Origin of the sequence: Peptostreptococcus sp. D1, assembly GCF_900112955.1 — a bacterium.
GTDB lineage: Bacteria > Bacillota > Clostridia > Peptostreptococcales > Peptostreptococcaceae > Peptostreptococcus.
In genome coordinates this window covers 61,761-80,463 of record NZ_FONP01000006.1, presented here as the reverse complement: position 1 = coordinate 80,463, position 18,703 = coordinate 61,761, and the positions used below count along the sequence as shown (strand labels likewise).

Here is an 18,703-nt window from a genome sequence, read left to right as displayed (position 1 = left end):
TCGGAAGGAGGAAACAACTCATGTTAATGCCAAAGAGAGTAAAGCGTCGTAGAGTTCATAGAGGGAACTTGGCTGGTAAGGCAAACAAAGGTAATAAAGTTACTTATGGTGAGTTCGGTCTAGTTGCATTAGAACCATCTTGGATAACTTCAAACCAGATAGAAGCAGCCAGAATTGCGATGACAAGATATATAAAAAGAGGTGGACAGGTTTGGATCAAAATCTTCCCTCATAAACCAATTACAAGAAAGCCTGCAGAAACTCGTATGGGTGCTGGTAAGGGTTCTCCGGAATATTGGGTAGCAATAGTTAAGCCAGGTAGAGTTATGTTTGAACTAGCTGGGGTATCAGAAAGCAAGGCTAGAGAAGCTATGAGACTTGCTGCACACAAATTGCCTGTTAAGTGCAAATTTGTTAAGAAAGAAGATTTAGAAAAGGTAGGTGAATAGGATGAAAGCTAAAGAACTTAGAAATTTAACTTCAGAAGAACTATTGTCAAAATTAGATGAATTTAAAAGTGAATTATTTAGCTTGAGATTCCAATTAGCTACTGGTCAGTTACAGAATACAGCTAGAATTAAAACTGTAAAGAGAGACATAGCAAAGGTTAAGACTGTTCTTGTTGAAAGAAAGTTAAACGAAGCTAGAGCTTAATATTGGAAAAGGAGGCTTTTTAAGACATGGAAAGAAACAGAAGAAAAGTTAGAGTTGGCCGTGTTGTAAGTGATAAGATGGATAAAACTATTGTAGTTGCTTGTGAAGATTTCGTAAAACATCCACTATACAACAAGCGTGTAAAAAGAACTAAAAAATACAAAGCTCATGATGAATTGAATGTTTGTAGCATTGGAGATAGAGTAAGAATAATGGAAACTAGACCTTTATCAAAAGACAAGAGATTCAGATTAGTTGAAGTAGTAGAAAAGGTTAAATAGTTTACAAGAAGGAGGAATTGCGATGATACAGCAGGAAACACGTTTAAAAGTAGCTGATAATTCAGGTGCTAAGGAACTTTTGTGCATACGTGTTCTTGGCGGAACTAGAAGAAAGTACGCCAATGTAGGTGACGTAATAGTTGCAACAGTAAAAAGCGCAACACCAGGTGGAGTTGTAAAAAAAGGTAAAGTAGTAAAAGCTGTTGTAGTTAGAAGCAAGCAGGGAATGAGACGTAATGATGGTAGCTATATTTCATTTGATGAAAATGCTGCAGTTATAATAAAGGACGATAAGACACCAGTAGGTACTCGTATATTTGGACCTGTTGCAAGAGAGTTAAGAGACCACGATTACATGAAGATAGTTTCTCTTGCTCCAGAAGTACTATAATTAGAGGAGGTGTAAGAACATATGATGCGTGTTAAAAAAGGTGACACAGTAGTTGTTATTGCCGGAAAAGATAAAGGTAAAAAGGGACTAGTATTAAGCGTTGATGCTAAGAAAAACAGAGTTCTAGTAGAAGGTATAAATGTTGTAACAAAGCACAACAAGCCATCTCAGACTAACCCTCAGGGTGGAATAACTACTAAAGAAGCTCCTATTCATATATCAAATGTAATGCCTTTTGATCCAGAAGCTGGAAAAGGTGTTAGAGTAAGATACAAAGTTGTTGATGGAAAGAAAGTTAGAGTATCTCAGAAGAGCGGTAAGCAATTATAAAAATAATCGAAAGGAGGGAATAGAATGGCTTCAAGATTAGAAGAAAAATATGTAAAAGAAATTATTCCAGCTTTGACAGAAAAGTTTGGATATAAGAATATAATGGAATTACCAAAGCTAGAAAAGATAGTAATCAACATGGGTGCTGGTGATTCAAAGGATAATGCCAAGGCGTTGGAAAAAGCTGTTGAAGAGCTACAGATAATATCTGGTCAAAAACCAGTTATAACTAAGGCTAAGAAATCAGTAGCGAACTTCAAATTAAGAGAAGGAATGCCAATAGGTACAAAAGTTACTTTGAGAGGTGACAAGATGTACTATTTCATGGATAAATTAGTTTCAGTATCTCTACCAAGAGTTAGAGACTTTAGAGGTGTAAATCCTAATTCTTTTGATGGAAGAGGAAATTATACTCTAGGCGTTAAAGAACAAATTATCTTCCCGGAAATTGAGTACGATATGGTAGATAAAGTAAGAGGTATGGATATTGTCTTCGTTACAAGTGCAAAAACTGACGAAGAAGCTCGTGAACTAATAAAATTGTTAGGAATGCCATTTTCTAAGTAGGTAAAGGAGGGATTCACGTGGCTAGAAAAGCAATGGTTGTAAAACAGCAGAAAAAGCAGAAATATAAAACAAGAGAATATACAAGATGTTCTATATGTGGTAGACCACATTCAGTATTAAAGGACTTCGGTATTTGCCGTATATGCTTTAGAGAATTGGCATACAAGGGTGTAATACCTGGTGTTAGAAAATCAAGTTGGTAAGATAGATAAATTCGGAAGGAGGATTTTATTATGACAATGACAGATCCAATCGCAGATATGCTTACTAGAATAAGAAATGCAAATTCTGTAAAGCATGAAACTGTTGATGTTCCGGCTTCTAACATAAAGAAAGAAATCGCTAGAATACTTCTTGAAGAAGGATTCATAAGAGGTTATGATGTAATAGAAGATGGAAAACAGGGAATAATAAGAATACAGTTAAAATACGGACAATCAGGTGAAAGAGTAATCTCTGGATTAAAGAGAATATCTAAGCCAGGAATGAGAATATACGCAGCAGCAGCTGAGGTACCAAAGGTACTTAATGGATTAGGTGTTGCTATGGTATCTACTTCAAATGGTATATTGACTGATAAGCAGGCAAGACAAAATAACGTTGGTGGAGAAGTAATCTGCTACGTTTGGTAAGATTTCTTTAATGTAAGGAGGTGCAAAAATGTCAAGAATAGGTGTAAAACCAATAGTAATTCCTGCAGGTGTTGAAATTACAATAGCTGATGGAAATCAAGTTACTGTAAAGGGACCGAAGGGAACTTTAACAAGCAGCTTCAATGCTGATATGATAATAGAAAAGGAAGACAACGCTATAGTTGTTAAAAGACCTACTGAAAATAAGAAACACAAGAGTCTTCATGGTTTAACAAGAACACTAATCAACAACATGGTTGTAGGTGTATCTGAAGGTTATGAAAAGAAACTTGAAGTTAAGGGTGTTGGATATAGATGTGCTAAGCAAGGTAAGACCTTAGTTATGAACTTGGGATATTCTCATCCAGTAGAAATGGAAGATCCAGAAGGTATAACTACTGAAGTACCTAACCAGACAGAAATACTAGTTAAAGGTATTGATAAGCAATTAGTAGGAAATTACGCTTCTAAAATTAGAGCATGGAGAAAACCTGAACCATATAAGGGCAAAGGTATTAAATATGCTGACGAACGTATCATACGTAAGGAAGGTAAAACTGGTAAGAAGTAATAATTAACGAAAGGAGTGATTACTTTGTTTAAGAAAGTAGATAAGAATGCAAACAGAGTTGCTAGACATAAAAGAGTTAGAAAGAAAGTAATAGGAACTGCTGAAAGACCAAGACTTTGCGTGTTTAGAAGTTCTAAGAATATTTATGCTCAGTTGATTGACGATACAAATAGAGTAACTCTTGCAGCTGCTTCATCACTTGACGAAGCTGTAAAGAGCGCAGTATCATATACAGGAAACAAGGAAGCTGCTAGAAAAGTTGGAGAATTAGTAGCAAAGAGAGCCGCTGAAAAGGGTATAACAGAAGTTGTATTCGATAGAGGTGGATACATTTATCATGGTAGAGTTTTAGAGCTAGCTGAAGGTGCGAGAGAAGCTGGTCTTAAGTTCTAATTTATTGAAGGAGGAAAAATATGCTACATAGTAAACCTATTGATGCAACTCAATTCGATTTAGAAGAAAGAGTTATAGAAGTAAGACGTGTTACTAAGGTTGTTAAGGGTGGTAGAAACTTTAGATTTGCAGCCTTAGTCGTAGTAGGAGACGGAAATGGACACGTTGGTATAGGGTCTGGAAAAGCTATGGAAGTGCCAGATGCTATAAGAAAAGCCGTAGAAGATGCTAAGAAAAACTTGATAGTAGTACCAAGAGTTGGAACTACAATTCCTCATGAAGTAGTCGGACATTTCGGTGCAGGAAAGATATTAATAATGCCAGCTAAGCAGGGTACAGGAGTTCTAGCAGGTGGACCTGTCAGAGCCGTACTTGAGCTTGCGGGAGTTATGGACGTTAGAGCAAAATCTACTGGTTCAAACAATCCAAGAAACATGGTTAATGCAACTATGGAAGGATTAAAAGAGCTTAAAACTGCAGAATCAATTGCAAGATTAAGAGGTAAGAAAGTAGAAGAACTACTTGGTTAATATTATAGGAGGGTTCAAATGTCTAAAATACAAATAAAGCTAGTTAGAAGCGTTATAGGAACTAATCCTAATCAAAGAAAAAATGTTGAAGCATTAGGTCTTAAGAAAAGAGAATCTATTGTTGTAAAAGAAGATAACGCTCAGATTAGAGGTATGATCAATAAGGTAAGTCACCTTGTTGAAGTAACTGAGATAACTGAATAATAAAGTTTTGTTAGAGAAGGAGGTGCGAAGATGAAATTACATGAGTTAAAGCCTGCCAAAGGTGCTGTAAAAGGAAAAAGAAGACTTGGTAGAGGTACGGCTACAGGTCAAGGTAAGACTTCTGGTCGTGGACAGAAGGGTCAGTGGTCAAGATCAGGCGGAGGAGTAAGAGTAGGATTCGAAGGTGGACAGATGCCACTTGCAAGAAGATTGCCTAAGAGAGGATTTAATAACATATTCAAGAAAGTTTACTCTGAAGTGAATGTTGAAACTTTAAATAGATTTGATGCTGGAACAGTTATTGATGCAGAATTATTAAAGAAAAACAGAGTAATATCTAAGATTGAAAAAGACGGTCTAAAGATATTAGGAAATGGAAGCTTAGAAAAAGCACTTACAGTTAAGGCTGCTAAGTTCACTGCATCAGCTAGAGAAAAAATAACAAACGCTGGTGGTCAGGTAGAAGAAGTTTAATCACTAAGTTACGAAAGAGGTGATTAATTTTGTTTAGTAAAATAAGTCAAGCTTTTAAAGTAAAAGAAATAAGAAAAAAAATACTGTTTACATTATTTATTGTAATTGTTTTCAGACTTGGGACTACAATACCAGTACCAGGAATTGATACATCTGTAATCAAAAACATGGTAGAAAACAATTCACTGCTAGGGTTGTATAACATGTTTTCTGGAGGTGCATTTAGTAATTTTACTATATTTGCTCTTGGGATTTCACCATACATCACAGCATCTATCATCATACAGCTGTTGACGGCTGGATTTGAGAGTTTGAAGGAACTGCAAAAATCTGGTGAAGAAGGTAAAAAGAAAATCAGTAAATACACTAGAACTACTGCCCTTGCTCTTGGTATTATCCAAGCGATAGGTATAACTTTGGGAATTGTTAGAAGTGCACTAAAGGTAAATAGCCCATTCTTTATTACTACAGTTATAATTACCCTAGTTGCCGGAAGTATGCTGGTAATGTGGTTGGGCGATAGAATTACTGAAAAGGGATTAGGAAATGGTAGCTCAGTAATAATATTTGTAGGTATAATTTCTAGATTGCCTATCGATATAATAGCAATCTATGAAAAGTCATCACTAGGCTTGTTAAAATGGCCTGCAATAGTAGCTGTTGTTGTCGTAATGATATTTACGATAATAGGTGTAACATTTATTAGTGAATCTACTAGAAAGATACCTGTTCAATATGCGAAGCGTGTTGTTGGTAGAAAAATGTACGGTGGAGAAAGCTCTCATATACCTATGAAAGTAAATCAATCTGGGGTAATGCCTATAATTTTTGCGAGCTCAATTCTAGCTCTTCCTCAGACAGTAGCTTTACTTGGTGGACCGAAAATGCAGCAAGCTGTCAACTCGTTTTTCAATTTGTCTACAAACCAAGGATTTTGGACATATAGATCTATAGAAATTGTGTTGATAGTAGTTTTCTCATATTTTTATAACACAATATCTTTCAATACTGAAGATATTTCAAAGAATATGAAGAATAGCGGCGGATTTATTCCTGGGGTAAGACCTGGGAATCCAACAGAAAAATACTTAAATGGAATACTTTCAAAGTTGACAATTGTTGGTGCAGCATTTTTAGGTATCATGGCGTTGATACCAGCGTTGATTACTCACTATATGAAGGTTCCAGTAAACTTTGGTGGAACATCTTTATTGATTGTTGTAGGTGTTGCATTAGAACTAAAGAGACAGTTAGAATCAAATCTTGTAATGAAAAATTATCAAGGATTCCTAAAATAGTTTGGAGATGATAAACATGAAGATAATATTACTTGGACCTCCTGGTGCAGGGAAAGGTACTCAAGCAGCTAACATAGTAGAAAGCTATAAGATACCACATATCTCTACAGGAGACATATTTAGAAAAAATATCAAGGAAGGCACAGAGCTTGGTAAAAAAGCTCAAGAATACATGAATCAGGGAAATCTAGTCCCAGATGAATTGACTTGTAGTTTAGTAGCATCTAGATTATCAGAACCTGATTGCAAAGAAGGCTTCATGCTAGATGGTTTTCCAAGAAATATTTTTCAGGCTGAATACCTAGATAGGTATCTGTCAGAAAATGATCTTAGCTTGGATACGGTAGTCAACATAGAAGTTGATCCAGGACTACTTGTTGAAAGAGCTTGTGGTAGAAGAATTTGTAAAACATGTGGAGCTACTTTCCATGTGAAATTCAATCCAAGTAAGGTTGAAGGAATTTGTAATGCTTGTGGTTCAAATCTTACGCAAAGACCAGACGACAACGAAGAAACAGTTTCTCAAAGAATACAAGTTTATTTATCTGAAACAAAACCACTAGTTGATTATTATACTGAAAAGGGTATAATTGCAAACATTAATGGCGATCAGGATATAAATAAGGTTTTTGAAGATATAAAAGCTGCATTAGCTTAGTTAAAGCCAATAGTTCTTATAATTTTCTATTGCAAAAGGACATGGGAAACAAATGTCGGCCCTGTTTGAAGTCAATAGGATTGCTGAAAAGTAACTTTGTCAAGCTTTTACAGCATAATCCAGAAACAATGAGATAGAACAAGGACTACATGAGGAGGAGTTGTATGCTATCAAAAAATTTAAATGTAGGTCAGTTAGCTGAAGCTATGTGTGGTCGAGATCAAGGTAGATTATTCTTTATTGTCAAAGTAGTCGATGAGGAATATGTACTAATTGTCGACGGTAAAAGCAGAAAGCTTAATAAACCGAAGCTAAAGAAAATAAAGCATTTAAATGTTAGTAACTTTGTAAATGAAAAAGTTAAAAACAAATTGTCAAATGGAGAAGAAATAACGGATTCTTATATAAGAACTGAGATAAATAAGTTAAAGTAAGTCTTAACTTGTGAAATGGAGGTTTGGTTAGTTAATGGCCAAAAAAGATGTAATTGAATTGGAGGGTACGGTTTCTGAAACCTTACCAAATGCAATGTTTAAAGTAAAACTAGAGAATGGACATGAAGTATTATGTCACATTTCAGGAAAGCTAAGAATGAACTTCATAAGAATTCTCGAAGGAGATAAGGTGAATATAGAGCTTTCCCCTTATGATCTTACGAGAGGAAGAATCACTTGGCGTAAGAAGTAGGCTATTTATAGTCTGAGGAGGGATAAATAATGAAGGTTAGACCATCTGTTAAACCTATATGCGAAAAGTGTAAGGTTATTAAGAGAAAAGGAAAAGTAATGGTTATTTGTGAAAATCCTAAGCACAAGCAAAAACAGGGTTAGTAACAAGTACGGAATAGATTATTGATATAAAGCAATAAACGTAGGAGGTGCGAATATGGCAAGAATAGCTGGTGTAGACTTACCTAGAGAAAAAAGAGCTGAAATAGGCTTGACATACATTTATGGTATAGGTAGAGCTACTTCAAATGAAATACTAGCTAAGGCAGGGATTGATGCTGATACTAGAATAAAAGATCTTTCAGAAGACCAGGTAAATGATCTTAGAAAAATAATTGATGAAGATTATCTTGTAGAGGGTGATTTGAGAAGAGAAATCGCCTTAAATATAAAGAGATTAAGAGATATAAAATGCTATAGAGGTATGAGACATGCTAAGGGATTACCTCTAAGAGGTCAGAGAACTAAGACTAATGCTAGAACTAGAAAAGGTCCTAGAAAAACTGTATCTCGTAAGAAGAAGAAATAATAGAATACAGTAGATAAAGGAGGGAAAAAATAATGGCAAAAGGCAAGAAGAAAGTAGTTCAGCGTGTTAGAAGAAGAGAACGTAAGAATATAGAACGTGGACATGCACATATTCAGTCTACTTTTAATAATACAATAGTAACATTGACAGATGTACATGGTAATGCAATTTCATGGGCATCTTCAGGTCAGTTAGGATTCAAAGGATCAAGAAAAGCTACTCCATTTGCTTCTCAGATGGCAGCAGAAACTGCAGCTAAGGCTGCAATGGAACATGGTCTAAAGACTGTTGAAGTATTTGTAAAAGGTCCTGGTTCAGGTAGAGAAGCTGCTATTAGAGCTCTTCAGGCAACTGGTCTTGAAGTTACAATGATAAAGGATGTTACTCCAATACCACACAATGGTTGTAGACCACCAAAGAGAAGAAGAGTGTAGTATTGAGGTATTTCACCCTCAGTGGATCAATATTTTTATAGGAGGGTTTGTCCATGATAGAAATTGAAAAGCCAAAAGTTGATATTGTCGAGTTAAGCGAAGATTATAGATATGGTAAATTTATTGTTGAGCCTTTGGAAAGAGGTTTTGGTATTACTGTAGGAAATGCACTTAGAAGAATTCTTCTTTCTTCATTACCGGGTGTTGCTGTTTATGCTATTAGAATTGATGGAGTGTTACATGAATTCTCTACAGTTCCAGGTGTAAAAGAAGATGTTACAGAAATCATGCTTTCATTGAAGGAATTATCAGCTACAATTGATGATGAAGAACCTAAGGTTTTAAGAATTCAGGCAGTTGGTCCTTGTGAAGTAAAGGGATCTGATATTATATGTCCTCCTGAAGTTGAGATAATCAGTAAAAATTTACATATTGCTACATTGGATGAAAATGCTAAGTTAAATATGGAAATACATATTAACAAAGGTAGAGGATATATTTCTGCAGAAGAAAACAAGTCTGATAGTATGCCGATAGGGGTTCTGCCTGTGGACTCAATTTATACGCCAGTCGAAAAGGTAAGCTACCATGTTGAGAATACTAGAGTTGGTCAAAGAACGGATTTTGATAAACTTACGCTTGAAGTTTTGACAAATGGAAGTATTAATCCTCAGGAAGGAATATCTCTAGCTGCAAAAGTTCTTGATGAGCATTTGAAGTTATTCATTGACTTAACAGAGCATATTGGCAATGTTGAAATAATGGTTGAGAAAGAAGAGGACAAGAAAGAGAAGGTCCTTGAAATGACTATAGAAGAACTTGATTTATCAGTTAGATCGTATAACTGTTTAAAGAGAGCTGGAATAAACACAGTTGAAGAACTGTCTAATAAGTCAGAAGAAGATATGATGAAAGTTAGAAATTTGGGTAAAAAATCACTTGAAGAAGTTATTCAGAAATTGAATGAACTTGACTTGAAATTAAGACCAAATGAAGAATAGTATCTCTATTTAATCTTGAATATGTAAAGGAGGGAAAAAGATGGCTATTTACCGTAAATTAGGACGTGAAACTGCTCACAGAAACTTGATGCTTAGAAACCTTGTTACAAGCTTATTGAGAGCAGGAAGAATAGAAACTACAGTTACTAGAGCTAAAGAAACTAGAAGAATGGCTGAAAAGATGATAACTCTTGCAAAGAGAGGAGATCTTCACGCTAGAAGACAAGTGCTTGCATATGTTCTAGATGAAACAGTAGTAAGTGATTTATTTGAAAATATAGCACCAAAGTATGCTGAAAGAAATGGTGGATATACAAGAATAATAAAGAAGGGACCAAGAAGAGGCGATTGTGCTGAAATGGCAATAATCGAATTAGTATAGTTGGTTAATTATAAGAGCTGATGCTATTTTTAGACTCAGCTCTTTTTTTATAAATTATTTTGATAAATTCGTACAGCTATTATTTTTTTATGATAGAATTAGAATAATGAAATACTATTCTTTATTTTTGGAGGGTGCTATGAAGATATTTATAAATAGAAATCTTGGTACAGAGCGAATGAAAGAGCTTGAAGACATTGGCTATGACATAATATATGTGCCAGAAAGAGATTTTAGAAATTTGAAACGAGAAGATGTGGAAGCCTGGGATAATATAGATGAAATATACAGTGCTGATGTGTGGTTTACATATATGGGATTCGATCAATTTGATATTACAAAGATGAAAAATTTAAAGTACATTCATTTAACAAGTGCAGGGATAAATCAAGTTCCAGTGGAGCATTTGATAAAAAAAGATATTATCTTATCAAACAATACTACAGGCTACGCTATTCCTATGGCAGAAAGTGTTGTTATGTATATTTTGGAGGTATATAAGAACAGTCGCAAAATGTTTAAATATCAGGACAGTAAAGCTTGGAAAACCGATATGAGCTGGATTGAATTATCTGGAAAAAGAGTTGGTTTTTTGGGAACGGGCAATATAGCACGAGAAGCAGCTAAACGATTAAGGGTATTTGATGTGGAGCTATGGGGTGTAAATACAAATGGAAGATTTATTGATGGCTTTGATAGATGCTTTTCTATAAATAATTGCGATGAATTTTTTAGAGAATGTGATGTTATCGTTGGAATAATGCCAGCGACGGAAAGTACAACAGGTCTAATTGACGAGGAGAAAATGCTTTTGATGAAGGAAGGGTCAACGCTAATAAATATTGGCAGAGGTAATCTGATCAATGAAGCTGATTTGGAGAAAAATATATTGAAGTTTAGAGGTGTAGTATTAGACGTTGTTGAGGAAGAACCGTTATCTACCGAAAGTAAGCTTTGGGAGTATGAAAACGTCATAATTACTCCACATAATTGTTGGGTTTCTGAGAATAATATTGAACGATTGGCAGATAGGGTTATTGAAAATATGGAAAGCTTTATAAAGACAGGTAAGCCGAAAGAATATTTGAAAAATATCAAAAAGGGATACTAAATAATAATTTTATAAGTATTAATAAGAATCAATAATGGTATATTTTTATAGAAGCTACAGAGTCTAGTCTCTGAACTGACTCTGTAGCTTTCTTTAAAAACATTTAATTATACAATAAATCTACTTGCTATAGAAAATCCTAAGAATAATATTGTGATAAATATTGCCACTCTATCATTTTTTCCAATAACACTTTGCTTCATCTTTGTTCTATTTTCTCCACCTCTATAGCATCTGGCTTCCATGGCGATTGCCAATTCATCCGCTCTTCTAAATGCACTCACAAACAATGGAATAAGAAGTGGCACCATGTTTTTCGCCCTGCTTATAATATTTTTGCTTTCAAAATCCGCACCTCTTGACATTTGAGCCTTCATGATTTTATCTGTTTCATCGAGTAATGTCGGAATAAATCTCAATGCAATGGTCATCATCATTGCAAGCTCATGAGCCGGAAAGCCAATCCTTTTTAGAGGGAAACAGGCATTTTCAATTCCATCTGTCAAAGCAATTGGAGATGTTGTCAATGTCAAAATAGATGTTCCAAGCACCAACAAAATCAACCTTATCGCCATAAAAATAGCAGTATTTAGACCTTGTTCAGTGATTTTTATCACTCCAAGCTGCCATAACACATTATCTCCCCTTAGAAATAGTACATTTATAACAAAAGTAAACAAAATTATCCATCTAAGAGGCTTTATACCTCTTACGACATATCCTACTGGAATTTTTGAAATTTTTGTAGCTGCAATTACTGCAATAAACATTACTCCATATGCCCAAAGGTTATTAATAACAAATATAGATACCATAAATATTAGTGTTGCGAACAGCTTTGTTCTTGAATCCAACGAATGAATGGTAGATTTTGTAGGGTAAAACTGACCGAGTGTGATGTCCTTAAGCATTTTCAGTTTCCTCGCTTTCCACTATTTTTTTCGTGTTACCTTCAGGCAAAAAATCTTTGTTTTTGATACATCTAGTGATTTCATCTCTAATCTCTTGAATATTTATGACATCATTTTTTATATTAAATCCATTTTTTCTTAGCTTTATTGCAAGCTCCAAAACCTGAGGAATATCTAGTCCCATGGATTTTAATTTATCAGCATTATCTCTAAATACATTTCTAGGGCTTCCTATAAATTCAAGTCTGCCCTTATTCATGACCATAAGTGTATTCACAAGCTTTGCCATATCATCCATACTGTGGGAAGAAAGAATGATAGTCATGTCGTTGCTGTCGTGTAAGCTTTTGATTAATTCAAAAATTTCATCTCTACCTCCCGGATCTAATCCTGCTGTCGGTTCATCTAATATCAAAACCTCTGGATGCATTGCTATTACACCGGCAATAGCAACTCTTCTTTTTTGACCACCAGATAAGTCGAAGGGAGATTTTTCAGCATATATATCATAATCAAGACCAACATCAGACATTGCCTTTTTAACTCTTTTACTTATTTCATCTTCACTCAAGCCCAAATTTGAAGGTCCGAATGCTATATCTCTTTCCACAGTTTCTTCAAAAAGCTGGTATTCGGCATATTGAAACACTATTCCAACTCTTTTCCTTATTTCTGTTAAATTTTGATCTTTTTGAGTAATATCAAAATCATTTATGAATATTTTTCCAGAATGAGGTTTAATCAATCCATTCAAATGCTGTATCAGGGTTGATTTACCAGATCCAGTATGGCCAATCAGCCCGATAAAATCACCATTTTCTATTTCAAAGCTCACATTGTCGAGTGCTTTATGTGCAAATGGCATTCCCTCGTCATATATATATGTTAAATTCTCTACTTTAATTGACATAGCTCACCCACCATTTCATCTACAGTCAGAATATCATCGGATATTTCTATATCATCTTTTTTTAGCAATTGTGCTAATTCGGTCATATATGGCACGTCTAAGCCTATTCTTTTTAATTCATCAACCTTTGAAAATACTTCTTTTGGAGTACCCTCGATGACCTTTCTACCTTTTTCCATTACGATTACTCTATCTGCTTCTACTGCTTCTTCCATAAAATGAGTAATCAAAAGCACTGTTATATTGTTTTCTTTGTTTAGGCGTTTTATAGTTTTCATAACTTCTTGTCTACCTGAAGGATCAAGCATTGCAGTAGCTTCGTCAAATATTATGCATTCAGGTCTCATTGCAATAATTCCAGCAATAGCAACTCTTTGTTTTTGACCACCAGATAATAAATGAGGCTGTCTTTCTCTCAACTCATACATATCCACATTTTTTAGAGCGGAGTCAACTCTTTTTCTTATTTCAGTTGGCTCAATTCCCAGGTTTTCACAACCAAATGCAACATCTTCTTCAACAATTGTTGCAACAATCTGATTATCAGGATTTTGGAATACCATACCGGCCTTCTGCCTTATATACCAAAGACTTTCTTGATCTTTGGTGTTCATACCGTCTATTACAATATCACCACTGGTTGGATAAAGTATTGCGTTTAGATTTTTTGATAGAGTCGACTTTCCAGAACCATTGTGACCGATTATTGCCACAAATTCGCCTCTCTTCACATCTAAATTCAAATCATCTATAGCACGGTGTGATTTTTCTTCGCTAATATATTCAAATGTCAAATTATTAACCTTGATTATACTATTCATATTTTTCACCACCAAATCATTTTACATAAATCTACACAAATAAAATTCCATAATATTTTTTATTTTGATAATTATGGAAACTTTTTATATTATTTATCAGAAGTTCATATCTATTTTAAATAAATATCTAAACTTCGCTAACCTATATTATACCACAAACATATAGCTACTTCCAACACGTTTTATAAGGTTGAAGCACTTTGTAAAAAAAGTATTATCATGATAATATAAAAAAAAGGTGGTGTTTTTATGAGTAAAAAAAATTTGTTGGAAACTGTGTTATTTTCGTTATTTTTATTTATGTTAATTTCTGTCACAGCAGTTAGTTCAAATGCAGTCGAAACATTTAGAATTTACGGTAGTGATAGATATTATACCTCAGCATTTGTTGCCCAAGCTCAATTTAAAGCTTCAGAATATGCTGTAATAGCAAGTGGTGAAACGTTTCCGGATGCTTTGGTAGCTGGTACGATTTCAGTGCCATTGAAAGCTCCAGTGTTAATTGTACAAAAAAATTCGATTCCAAGCACTATTAATGAAGCACTTGACATACTTCACGTAAAAAATATTTATATAGTAGGTGGAGAAAATTCTGTCGGAAAGTCTGTAGAAAACAAATTAATGAAAAAGTATAGTGTTATAAGAATAGCTGGTAAGGACCGATATGAAACCAGTCAAAAGCTCAAGAAATTCAAGGAAAATATGTTTGGTATTAGTAGTGGTTCAGGTGTTACTGGACAAGTTCCAGGACATTTGTATCCAGAGGCGTTGTGTGCAGCAGCTGTCATGAGTCCAAAGGATCACTTTTTGATACTTACAAAATATTTAGATGCAAGTACTGACTATGCTTTTGGTAGTGGACCAAGAGCTAGTCATGTTCATGGAAATACTTATTCAAGCTGGTTTGATGGGAAAGACAAATATACTGTATCTGCACAATGTGCCAATTATAGAGCCAGTTATATTAAAAATGAACTTCATCGTGATATAAAAACAGTTTATTTAGTTGGTGGGGAAAAGCTTCCAGATGCACTATGTGCCAGTGGATATATGTCAGCAAATGATGCAGTTCTTATGTTAACTCCAAAAAATAATGTACACGAATTTATTTATAAATTCTTGAAGGATAATAAGGTTAATAGGGTAGTAATTGTCGGTGGTCCAGATTCGGTATCTATGGTTGTTGATGAAAAATTAGATAATTACGATATATAGATAGTGAACCTTACCAAATTAAAGATATTTTATAAAGACCTCAGAAAGATTTTTATCTGAGGTCTTAATTAATACCAGCTTTACAAAAATAGTCTTATAGCTTATTATAACATATATAGATTGAAATGGTAGTTAATAACTGTTTATCTAGGAGGTGTTATTTTGAAAATAAATGTTCAAACTAAATTATCGAGCTATGATATTATTATTGAAAAAGGTATTTTTTTAAATTTGGATAAATTGATAAGGGATAGGTTAAATCCACAAAAGGTTTTTGTGATAACAGATAAAAATGTGTGGAATGAATATGGAACAAAAATCGAAAAAATAATCGAAGCATTGAATATAGAGTATTTTATAAATGTAGTGGATCCTGGTGAGGAATCAAAGAGTATTTCTTCCGCTGAGTCAATTATTAATCAGCTTGTGGAAAAGAGCATTGGAAGAGGAGATTTGATAATTGCGATTGGTGGTGGAGTTGTTGGCGATTTGTCGGGCTTTGTTTCTTCAATATATATGAGAGGAGTTGATTTTATAAACATACCAACTACATTGCTTTCTCAAGTAGATAGCAGTGTCGGCGGAAAAACTGGTGTAAATTTAGAGCTTGGAAAAAATCTTGTCGGAACTTTTTATCAACCCAAATTGGTTGTGATAGATCCTGATTTTTTGAAATCTCTAAATGATAGAGTTTTTAGAGATGGTATGGCAGAAGTGATAAAGTACGCTTTAATAAAGAATAGAACGCTATTTGAAATATTAGCCAATAACGACATTGATTCTATACGGAATTATATTGAGACTGTTATTGCCATGTGCTGTAATATAAAGAAAAATATTATTCAAAATGACGAGTTTGACAAGGGAGAGAGAATGCTTTTAAATTTTGGTCATACCTTAGGGCATGCAATAGAATCATACTATTCTTATGAAAAATACACCCATGGAGAAGGTGTGGCTATCGGTATGCATCGTATTCTGGAATTGGCAGTAGGTCAAAATATGATATCTAAAGAATTGTTAGATTCAATTGATACAGTAATTAAGAACTATGGACTACCAGTATACGACGAAAATATATTAAATGAAGAGCTCTTAGAGTTTATCAAGCATGATAAAAAAAATATTGATGGTAAAATTAAAATTGTGTTGGTAGATGATATTGGAAAATCAAAAATAATGGATGTTGAGATGGACTTTTTTAGAGGAGGGCTTTTAGGTGGATATTAAAATAAATCCTAAAAAATTAAGTGGATATTATTATCCTCCTTCGTCAAAAAGCATAGGACACAGAGCGATAATTTGTGCATCTCTCTCAGATGGGGTAAGTGAGATATCCAATGTTGATTTTTCAGATGATATCAATGCTACAATAGATGCAATGATAGAATTTGGTGCGAAAATTGAAAGATTCAAAAGAAAAGTGGTAATTGAAGGTATTTTTTCTAGGAAAAAAAGTGCAGGAGAAATTGATAGAATTGATGCTATAGTTGACGATATGAAAGAAAAAATATATAGTATCTTCTGCGGAGAGTCAGGCTCAACCTTGAGATTTTTGATGCCAATTTCCCTATTTTTTGGAAAAAAAACAAAATTTATTACTCATGGAAACCTGATAAATAGACCTATGGATGTATATTTCAATATTTTTAAGGATGAAGGTATTGATTTTAAAATTGACAATAATTCCATTATTATTGGAGAAAATAAAGGCTTAAAAAACAGAAAATTTTATATTGATGGTGGTGTGAGCTCTCAATTTATTTCGGGACTTTTATTTTATTTGCCATTGCTTGATTTTGATACTGAAATAGAAGTATTCGGAAAGCTTCAATCAAAAGCATATGTTGATTTGACCATTGATATTTTGGCGAAGTTTGGTATTGATATCGAAAATGAGGGGAATAAAATTTTTAGGATAACTGGCAATCAAAAGTATAAACCTAGCCAGCTGGTAATTGAGCCGGATTTTTCTCAAATTGCTTTTTTCGCTGTATCTAACGAATTAGGTAGCCATATTGAAATAGACGGAATTGATATGCCATCGATTCAGGGAGATAGAGCGATTTTGAGAATAATTAAAGATTTTCAGGCTTTGGATGATAGTATGTTTTTTTCTGATATCATTGATAACACGTTTGTTTTGGATGGCAGTCAAATTCCAGATATTATTCCTATTCTTGCACTGTTGTTTTCAAGCTCCAATATAAGGTGCAGGATTGAGAAGCTTGACAGATTGAAAATAAAGGAATCAGATAGACTGCAAAGCACTGCTGAGGAGTTAAAAAAATTGGGATATGATATTGAGATTGGTGTTTTCGATGGTAGCTTTTGTATGGAAATAAATTATGTAGGTTTTTCAAGAAAAAATAATGGTAAAATAGACGATAATTTAATTCAGGTTTCTAGTCATAACGATCATAGGATCGCAATGATGTTGGCTATTGCTGCAACAGTGCATTATTGTCCTGTAATAATAAAAAATGCACAATGTGTTTCTAAATCTTACCCATATTTTTGGAAGGATTATAAAATGCTTGGAGGTGATATCAGTGAGTGCGACTTGGGGAAAAAACTTTAAAATAACAATATTTGGAGAATCGCATGGAGAGTGTATAGGTATCGTTATCGATGGTATTCCCAGTGGTGTCGAATTGGATGATGAAATGATATTTTTTGAAATGTCAAGACGCTCCTCAAAAGGTGGAAGTATGTCAACGGGGAGAAGGGAGCCTGATAGAACTAAAATCGTAACAGGACTTTTTAATGGCAAGACAACGGGAGCTCCGATGACTGTAATAATAAAAAACACTGATAAAATATCAAAGGATTACGATATGATGAAGTCGATTGCACGTCCTGGTCACGCAGACTTTACAGCATTTGTAAAGTATGCTGGATTTAATGATTATAGAGGTGGTGGTCATTTTTCAGGTCGATTGACAGCTCCAATAGTTTTTGCAGGAGCAATTGCAAAACAAATACTGATGGAGAGAGGTATTTTCGTTGGAGCTCATATCAATAGTATTGGAAGCCTTGATGATAGAAGATTTACTCCAGAGGATATGTGTAAAACCTCATTTGAGCAATTGGCAAAGTCTGATTTTCCGATATTGAGAGAGGATTTGAGAGCGGAAATGATTTCTGCAATCGAAAATGCGAGGTCTATAGGAGATTCCTTGGGTGGTGTGATAGAATGTTCAGTTATTGGTTTAAGTGCAGGAGTGGGGGAACCATTTTTTGAATCAATAGAGTCGGTGCTGTCTAGTATTCTTTTTTCAATTCCTTCAATAAAGGGAGTAGAGTTTGGTGCCGGATTTGATATATCGAAAATGTTGGGCTCAGAGGCAAATGATGAAATATTTATTGAAGACGGAGCTGTAAAAACCAAAACAAACTATAACGGTGGTATAAATGGTGGAATTTCAAACGGTATGCCGATTGTTTTCCGAGTGGCAGTAAAGCCAACGCCATCGATTTCAAAGGCTCAGTCGACAATAGATTTTTTGAAAAAAGAAAATGTTGAATTATCGATAAATGGAAGACATGATACTGTGATTGTTCCAAGAGTGTTACCTGCTGTTGAGGCAGTGACGGCAATCGCAATTTTGGATATGATATTGTAAATGTATTGTAAAATCTATAAATTTGGAGATGATGACATAAATATGTGTTGCA

General features: G+C 34.3%; 30 protein-coding genes. 27 read left to right on the top strand and 3 right to left on the bottom strand.

Going from position 1 to position 18,703, the window contains the following annotated elements:
* Positions 1-20 precede the first annotated feature (20 nt).
* The 23 genes from rplP to BM120_RS05960 all read left to right on the top strand — a co-directional run bounded on the left by rplP (position 21) and on the right by BM120_RS05960 (position 11,168).
* Entirely contained in the window at positions 21-449 is a 429-nt protein-coding gene (gene rplP, locus BM120_RS06070) for a 50S ribosomal protein L16 (protein WP_091994111.1), read from the top strand.
* Between the two features lies 1 nt (position 450).
* Positions 451-654 (top strand): 50S ribosomal protein L29, encoded by a 204-nt coding sequence (gene rpmC, locus BM120_RS06065; protein ID WP_091994109.1) that lies wholly within the window; start codon positions 451-453, stop codon positions 652-654.
* Positions 655-680: 26 nt separating this feature from the next.
* Positions 681-935 carry a 30S ribosomal protein S17 gene (gene rpsQ / locus BM120_RS06060; RefSeq protein ID WP_091994108.1) on the top strand — a complete coding sequence of 85 codons (255 nt, stop codon included), beginning with the start codon at positions 681-683 and terminating at the stop codon, positions 933-935.
* Between the two features lie 22 nt (positions 936-957).
* On the top strand, positions 958-1,326 hold the full coding sequence (gene rplN, locus BM120_RS06055) for a 50S ribosomal protein L14 (RefSeq protein ID WP_091994106.1): 369 nt from the start codon (positions 958-960) through the stop codon (positions 1,324-1,326).
* A gap of 24 nt (positions 1,327-1,350) precedes the next feature.
* Positions 1,351-1,656 carry a 50S ribosomal protein L24 gene (gene rplX / locus BM120_RS06050; protein ID WP_091994170.1) on the top strand — a complete coding sequence of 102 codons (306 nt, stop codon included), beginning with the start codon at positions 1,351-1,353 and terminating at the stop codon, positions 1,654-1,656.
* A gap of 24 nt (positions 1,657-1,680) precedes the next feature.
* Positions 1,681-2,223 (top strand): 50S ribosomal protein L5, encoded by a 543-nt coding sequence (rplE, locus tag BM120_RS06045; protein ID WP_091994105.1) that lies wholly within the window; start codon positions 1,681-1,683, stop codon positions 2,221-2,223.
* 17 nt (positions 2,224-2,240) lie between these two features.
* Entirely contained in the window at positions 2,241-2,426 is a 186-nt protein-coding gene (locus tag BM120_RS06040) for a type Z 30S ribosomal protein S14 (RefSeq protein WP_091994103.1), read from the top strand.
* A gap of 30 nt (positions 2,427-2,456) precedes the next feature.
* Complete coding sequence (gene rpsH, locus BM120_RS06035; protein WP_091994102.1) at positions 2,457-2,855, top strand: 30S ribosomal protein S8; 399 nt, start codon at positions 2,457-2,459, stop codon at positions 2,853-2,855.
* A 28-nt stretch (positions 2,856-2,883) separates the two neighbouring features.
* The gene (gene rplF, locus BM120_RS06030; RefSeq protein ID WP_091994100.1) at positions 2,884-3,426 is read left to right on the top strand and encodes a 50S ribosomal protein L6; all 543 of its coding nucleotides are present in this window, start codon (positions 2,884-2,886) and stop codon (positions 3,424-3,426) included.
* Between the two features lie 24 nt (positions 3,427-3,450).
* Complete coding sequence (gene rplR / locus BM120_RS06025; protein WP_091994098.1) at positions 3,451-3,819, top strand: 50S ribosomal protein L18; 369 nt, start codon at positions 3,451-3,453, stop codon at positions 3,817-3,819.
* A 20-nt stretch (positions 3,820-3,839) separates the two neighbouring features.
* Positions 3,840-4,349 carry a 30S ribosomal protein S5 gene (gene rpsE, locus BM120_RS06020; protein ID WP_091994097.1) on the top strand — a complete coding sequence of 170 codons (510 nt, stop codon included), beginning with the start codon at positions 3,840-3,842 and terminating at the stop codon, positions 4,347-4,349.
* Positions 4,350-4,367: 18 nt separating this feature from the next.
* Positions 4,368-4,553 (top strand): 50S ribosomal protein L30, encoded by a 186-nt coding sequence (gene rpmD / locus BM120_RS06015; protein WP_091994095.1) that lies wholly within the window; start codon positions 4,368-4,370, stop codon positions 4,551-4,553.
* Between the two features lie 30 nt (positions 4,554-4,583).
* Positions 4,584-5,027: a 50S ribosomal protein L15 gene (gene rplO, locus BM120_RS06010; protein WP_091994094.1), complete on the top strand. Its 444-nt coding sequence runs from the start codon at positions 4,584-4,586 to the stop codon at positions 5,025-5,027.
* Between the two features lie 29 nt (positions 5,028-5,056).
* Positions 5,057-6,325, top strand: a complete 1,269-nt coding sequence (gene secY, locus BM120_RS06005; protein WP_091994092.1) for a preprotein translocase subunit SecY — start codon at positions 5,057-5,059, stop codon at positions 6,323-6,325.
* A 16-nt stretch (positions 6,326-6,341) separates the two neighbouring features.
* The gene (locus BM120_RS06000) at positions 6,342-6,983 is read left to right on the top strand and encodes an adenylate kinase (RefSeq protein ID WP_091994091.1); all 642 of its coding nucleotides are present in this window, start codon (positions 6,342-6,344) and stop codon (positions 6,981-6,983) included.
* 164 nt (positions 6,984-7,147) lie between these two features.
* Positions 7,148-7,417 carry a KOW domain-containing RNA-binding protein gene (locus BM120_RS05995; RefSeq protein ID WP_091994089.1) on the top strand — a complete coding sequence of 90 codons (270 nt, stop codon included), beginning with the start codon at positions 7,148-7,150 and terminating at the stop codon, positions 7,415-7,417.
* Positions 7,418-7,451: 34 nt separating this feature from the next.
* Entirely contained in the window at positions 7,452-7,670 is a 219-nt protein-coding gene (gene infA, locus BM120_RS05990; protein WP_002844171.1) for a translation initiation factor IF-1, read from the top strand.
* 29 nt (positions 7,671-7,699) lie between these two features.
* On the top strand, positions 7,700-7,813 hold the full coding sequence (gene rpmJ / locus BM120_RS05985) for a 50S ribosomal protein L36 (RefSeq protein ID WP_002509257.1): 114 nt from the start codon (positions 7,700-7,702) through the stop codon (positions 7,811-7,813).
* A gap of 55 nt (positions 7,814-7,868) precedes the next feature.
* On the top strand, positions 7,869-8,240 hold the full coding sequence (gene rpsM / locus BM120_RS05980; protein ID WP_091994088.1) for a 30S ribosomal protein S13: 372 nt from the start codon (positions 7,869-7,871) through the stop codon (positions 8,238-8,240).
* 32 nt (positions 8,241-8,272) lie between these two features.
* Positions 8,273-8,674: a 30S ribosomal protein S11 gene (rpsK, locus tag BM120_RS05975; protein ID WP_091994086.1), complete on the top strand. Its 402-nt coding sequence runs from the start codon at positions 8,273-8,275 to the stop codon at positions 8,672-8,674.
* A 53-nt stretch (positions 8,675-8,727) separates the two neighbouring features.
* On the top strand, positions 8,728-9,675 hold the full coding sequence (locus BM120_RS05970) for a DNA-directed RNA polymerase subunit alpha (protein WP_091994085.1): 948 nt from the start codon (positions 8,728-8,730) through the stop codon (positions 9,673-9,675).
* Between the two features lie 40 nt (positions 9,676-9,715).
* Positions 9,716-10,057 carry a 50S ribosomal protein L17 gene (rplQ, locus tag BM120_RS05965; RefSeq protein ID WP_091994083.1) on the top strand — a complete coding sequence of 114 codons (342 nt, stop codon included), beginning with the start codon at positions 9,716-9,718 and terminating at the stop codon, positions 10,055-10,057.
* Between the two features lie 139 nt (positions 10,058-10,196).
* The gene (locus BM120_RS05960; RefSeq protein WP_091994082.1) at positions 10,197-11,168 is read left to right on the top strand and encodes a phosphoglycerate dehydrogenase; all 972 of its coding nucleotides are present in this window, start codon (positions 10,197-10,199) and stop codon (positions 11,166-11,168) included.
* Positions 11,169-11,275: 107 nt separating this feature from the next.
* Here the strand turns inward: BM120_RS05960 and BM120_RS05955 are convergent, their stop codons facing one another.
* Genes BM120_RS05955 through BM120_RS05945 form a run of 3 tightly spaced genes read right to left on the bottom strand, consistent with a single transcriptional unit; the run spans position 11,276 to position 13,810 of the window.
* A complete protein-coding gene (locus tag BM120_RS05955) occupies positions 11,276-12,079 on the bottom strand; it encodes an energy-coupling factor transporter transmembrane component T family protein (protein ID WP_091994080.1) in 804 nt (267 codons plus the stop codon).
* Positions 12,072-12,989, bottom strand: coding sequence for an energy-coupling factor transporter ATPase (locus tag BM120_RS05950; RefSeq protein WP_091994079.1), 918 nt, complete (start codon positions 12,987-12,989; stop codon positions 12,072-12,074). The genes BM120_RS05955 and BM120_RS05950 overlap by 8 nt, the downstream gene beginning before the upstream one ends.
* Positions 12,974-13,810, bottom strand: coding sequence for an energy-coupling factor transporter ATPase (locus BM120_RS05945; RefSeq protein WP_091994077.1), 837 nt, complete (start codon positions 13,808-13,810; stop codon positions 12,974-12,976). Before BM120_RS05945 ends, BM120_RS05950 begins: the two co-directional genes overlap by 16 nt.
* A gap of 249 nt (positions 13,811-14,059) precedes the next feature.
* Here BM120_RS05945 and BM120_RS05940 point away from each other — a divergent pair, with 249 nt between their 5' ends.
* From BM120_RS05940 to aroC, 4 genes are all read left to right on the top strand, one after another.
* Entirely contained in the window at positions 14,060-15,025 is a 966-nt protein-coding gene (locus BM120_RS05940) for a cell wall-binding repeat-containing protein (protein WP_091994075.1), read from the top strand.
* Positions 15,026-15,187: 162 nt separating this feature from the next.
* Positions 15,188-16,255, top strand: a complete 1,068-nt coding sequence (gene aroB, locus BM120_RS05935) for a 3-dehydroquinate synthase (protein ID WP_091994074.1) — start codon at positions 15,188-15,190, stop codon at positions 16,253-16,255.
* On the top strand, positions 16,245-17,606 hold the full coding sequence (locus BM120_RS05930) for a 3-phosphoshikimate 1-carboxyvinyltransferase (protein ID WP_091994072.1): 1,362 nt from the start codon (positions 16,245-16,247) through the stop codon (positions 17,604-17,606). Before aroB ends, BM120_RS05930 begins: the two co-directional genes overlap by 11 nt.
* Positions 17,578-18,651: a chorismate synthase gene (aroC, locus tag BM120_RS05925; protein WP_242941569.1), complete on the top strand. Its 1,074-nt coding sequence runs from the start codon at positions 17,578-17,580 to the stop codon at positions 18,649-18,651. Before BM120_RS05930 ends, aroC begins: the two co-directional genes overlap by 29 nt.
* Positions 18,652-18,703 lie beyond the last annotated feature (52 nt).

Coding starts and splice junctions, on each gene's coding strand:
- BM120_RS05995 (WP_091994089.1), top strand. CDS start 7,148: ATGCTATCAAAAAATTTAAATGTAGGTCAGTTAGCTGAAGCTATGTGT.
- rplX (WP_091994170.1), top strand. CDS start 1,351: ATGCGTGTTAAAAAAGGTGACACAGTAGTTGTTATTGCCGGAAAAGAT.
- BM120_RS06000 (WP_091994091.1), top strand. CDS start 6,342: ATGAAGATAATATTACTTGGACCTCCTGGTGCAGGGAAAGGTACTCAA.
- rplE (WP_091994105.1), top strand. CDS start 1,681: ATGGCTTCAAGATTAGAAGAAAAATATGTAAAAGAAATTATTCCAGCT.
- rpsM (WP_091994088.1), top strand. CDS start 7,869: ATGGCAAGAATAGCTGGTGTAGACTTACCTAGAGAAAAAAGAGCTGAA.
- rpmD (WP_091994095.1), top strand. CDS start 4,368: ATGTCTAAAATACAAATAAAGCTAGTTAGAAGCGTTATAGGAACTAAT.
- rplQ (WP_091994083.1), top strand. CDS start 9,716: ATGGCTATTTACCGTAAATTAGGACGTGAAACTGCTCACAGAAACTTG.
- rplP (WP_091994111.1), top strand. CDS start 21: ATGTTAATGCCAAAGAGAGTAAAGCGTCGTAGAGTTCATAGAGGGAAC.
- rpsQ (WP_091994108.1), top strand. CDS start 681: ATGGAAAGAAACAGAAGAAAAGTTAGAGTTGGCCGTGTTGTAAGTGAT.
- rpsK (WP_091994086.1), top strand. CDS start 8,273: ATGGCAAAAGGCAAGAAGAAAGTAGTTCAGCGTGTTAGAAGAAGAGAA.
- rpmJ (WP_002509257.1), top strand. CDS start 7,700: ATGAAGGTTAGACCATCTGTTAAACCTATATGCGAAAAGTGTAAGGTT.
- rplO (WP_091994094.1), top strand. CDS start 4,584: ATGAAATTACATGAGTTAAAGCCTGCCAAAGGTGCTGTAAAAGGAAAA.
- rplF (WP_091994100.1), top strand. CDS start 2,884: ATGTCAAGAATAGGTGTAAAACCAATAGTAATTCCTGCAGGTGTTGAA.
- BM120_RS05940 (WP_091994075.1), top strand. CDS start 14,060: ATGAGTAAAAAAAATTTGTTGGAAACTGTGTTATTTTCGTTATTTTTA.
- rpsH (WP_091994102.1), top strand. CDS start 2,457: ATGACAATGACAGATCCAATCGCAGATATGCTTACTAGAATAAGAAAT.
- BM120_RS05970 (WP_091994085.1), top strand. CDS start 8,728: ATGATAGAAATTGAAAAGCCAAAAGTTGATATTGTCGAGTTAAGCGAA.
- BM120_RS05945 (WP_091994077.1), bottom strand. CDS start 13,810: ATGAATAGTATAATCAAGGTTAATAATTTGACATTTGAATATATTAGC.
- rpmC (WP_091994109.1), top strand. CDS start 451: ATGAAAGCTAAAGAACTTAGAAATTTAACTTCAGAAGAACTATTGTCA.
- BM120_RS05950 (WP_091994079.1), bottom strand. CDS start 12,989: ATGTCAATTAAAGTAGAGAATTTAACATATATATATGACGAGGGAATG.
- BM120_RS05955 (WP_091994080.1), bottom strand. CDS start 12,079: ATGCTTAAGGACATCACACTCGGTCAGTTTTACCCTACAAAATCTACC.
- rpsE (WP_091994097.1), top strand. CDS start 3,840: ATGCTACATAGTAAACCTATTGATGCAACTCAATTCGATTTAGAAGAA.
- rplN (WP_091994106.1), top strand. CDS start 958: ATGATACAGCAGGAAACACGTTTAAAAGTAGCTGATAATTCAGGTGCT.
- infA (WP_002844171.1), top strand. CDS start 7,452: ATGGCCAAAAAAGATGTAATTGAATTGGAGGGTACGGTTTCTGAAACC.
- BM120_RS05960 (WP_091994082.1), top strand. CDS start 10,197: ATGAAGATATTTATAAATAGAAATCTTGGTACAGAGCGAATGAAAGAG.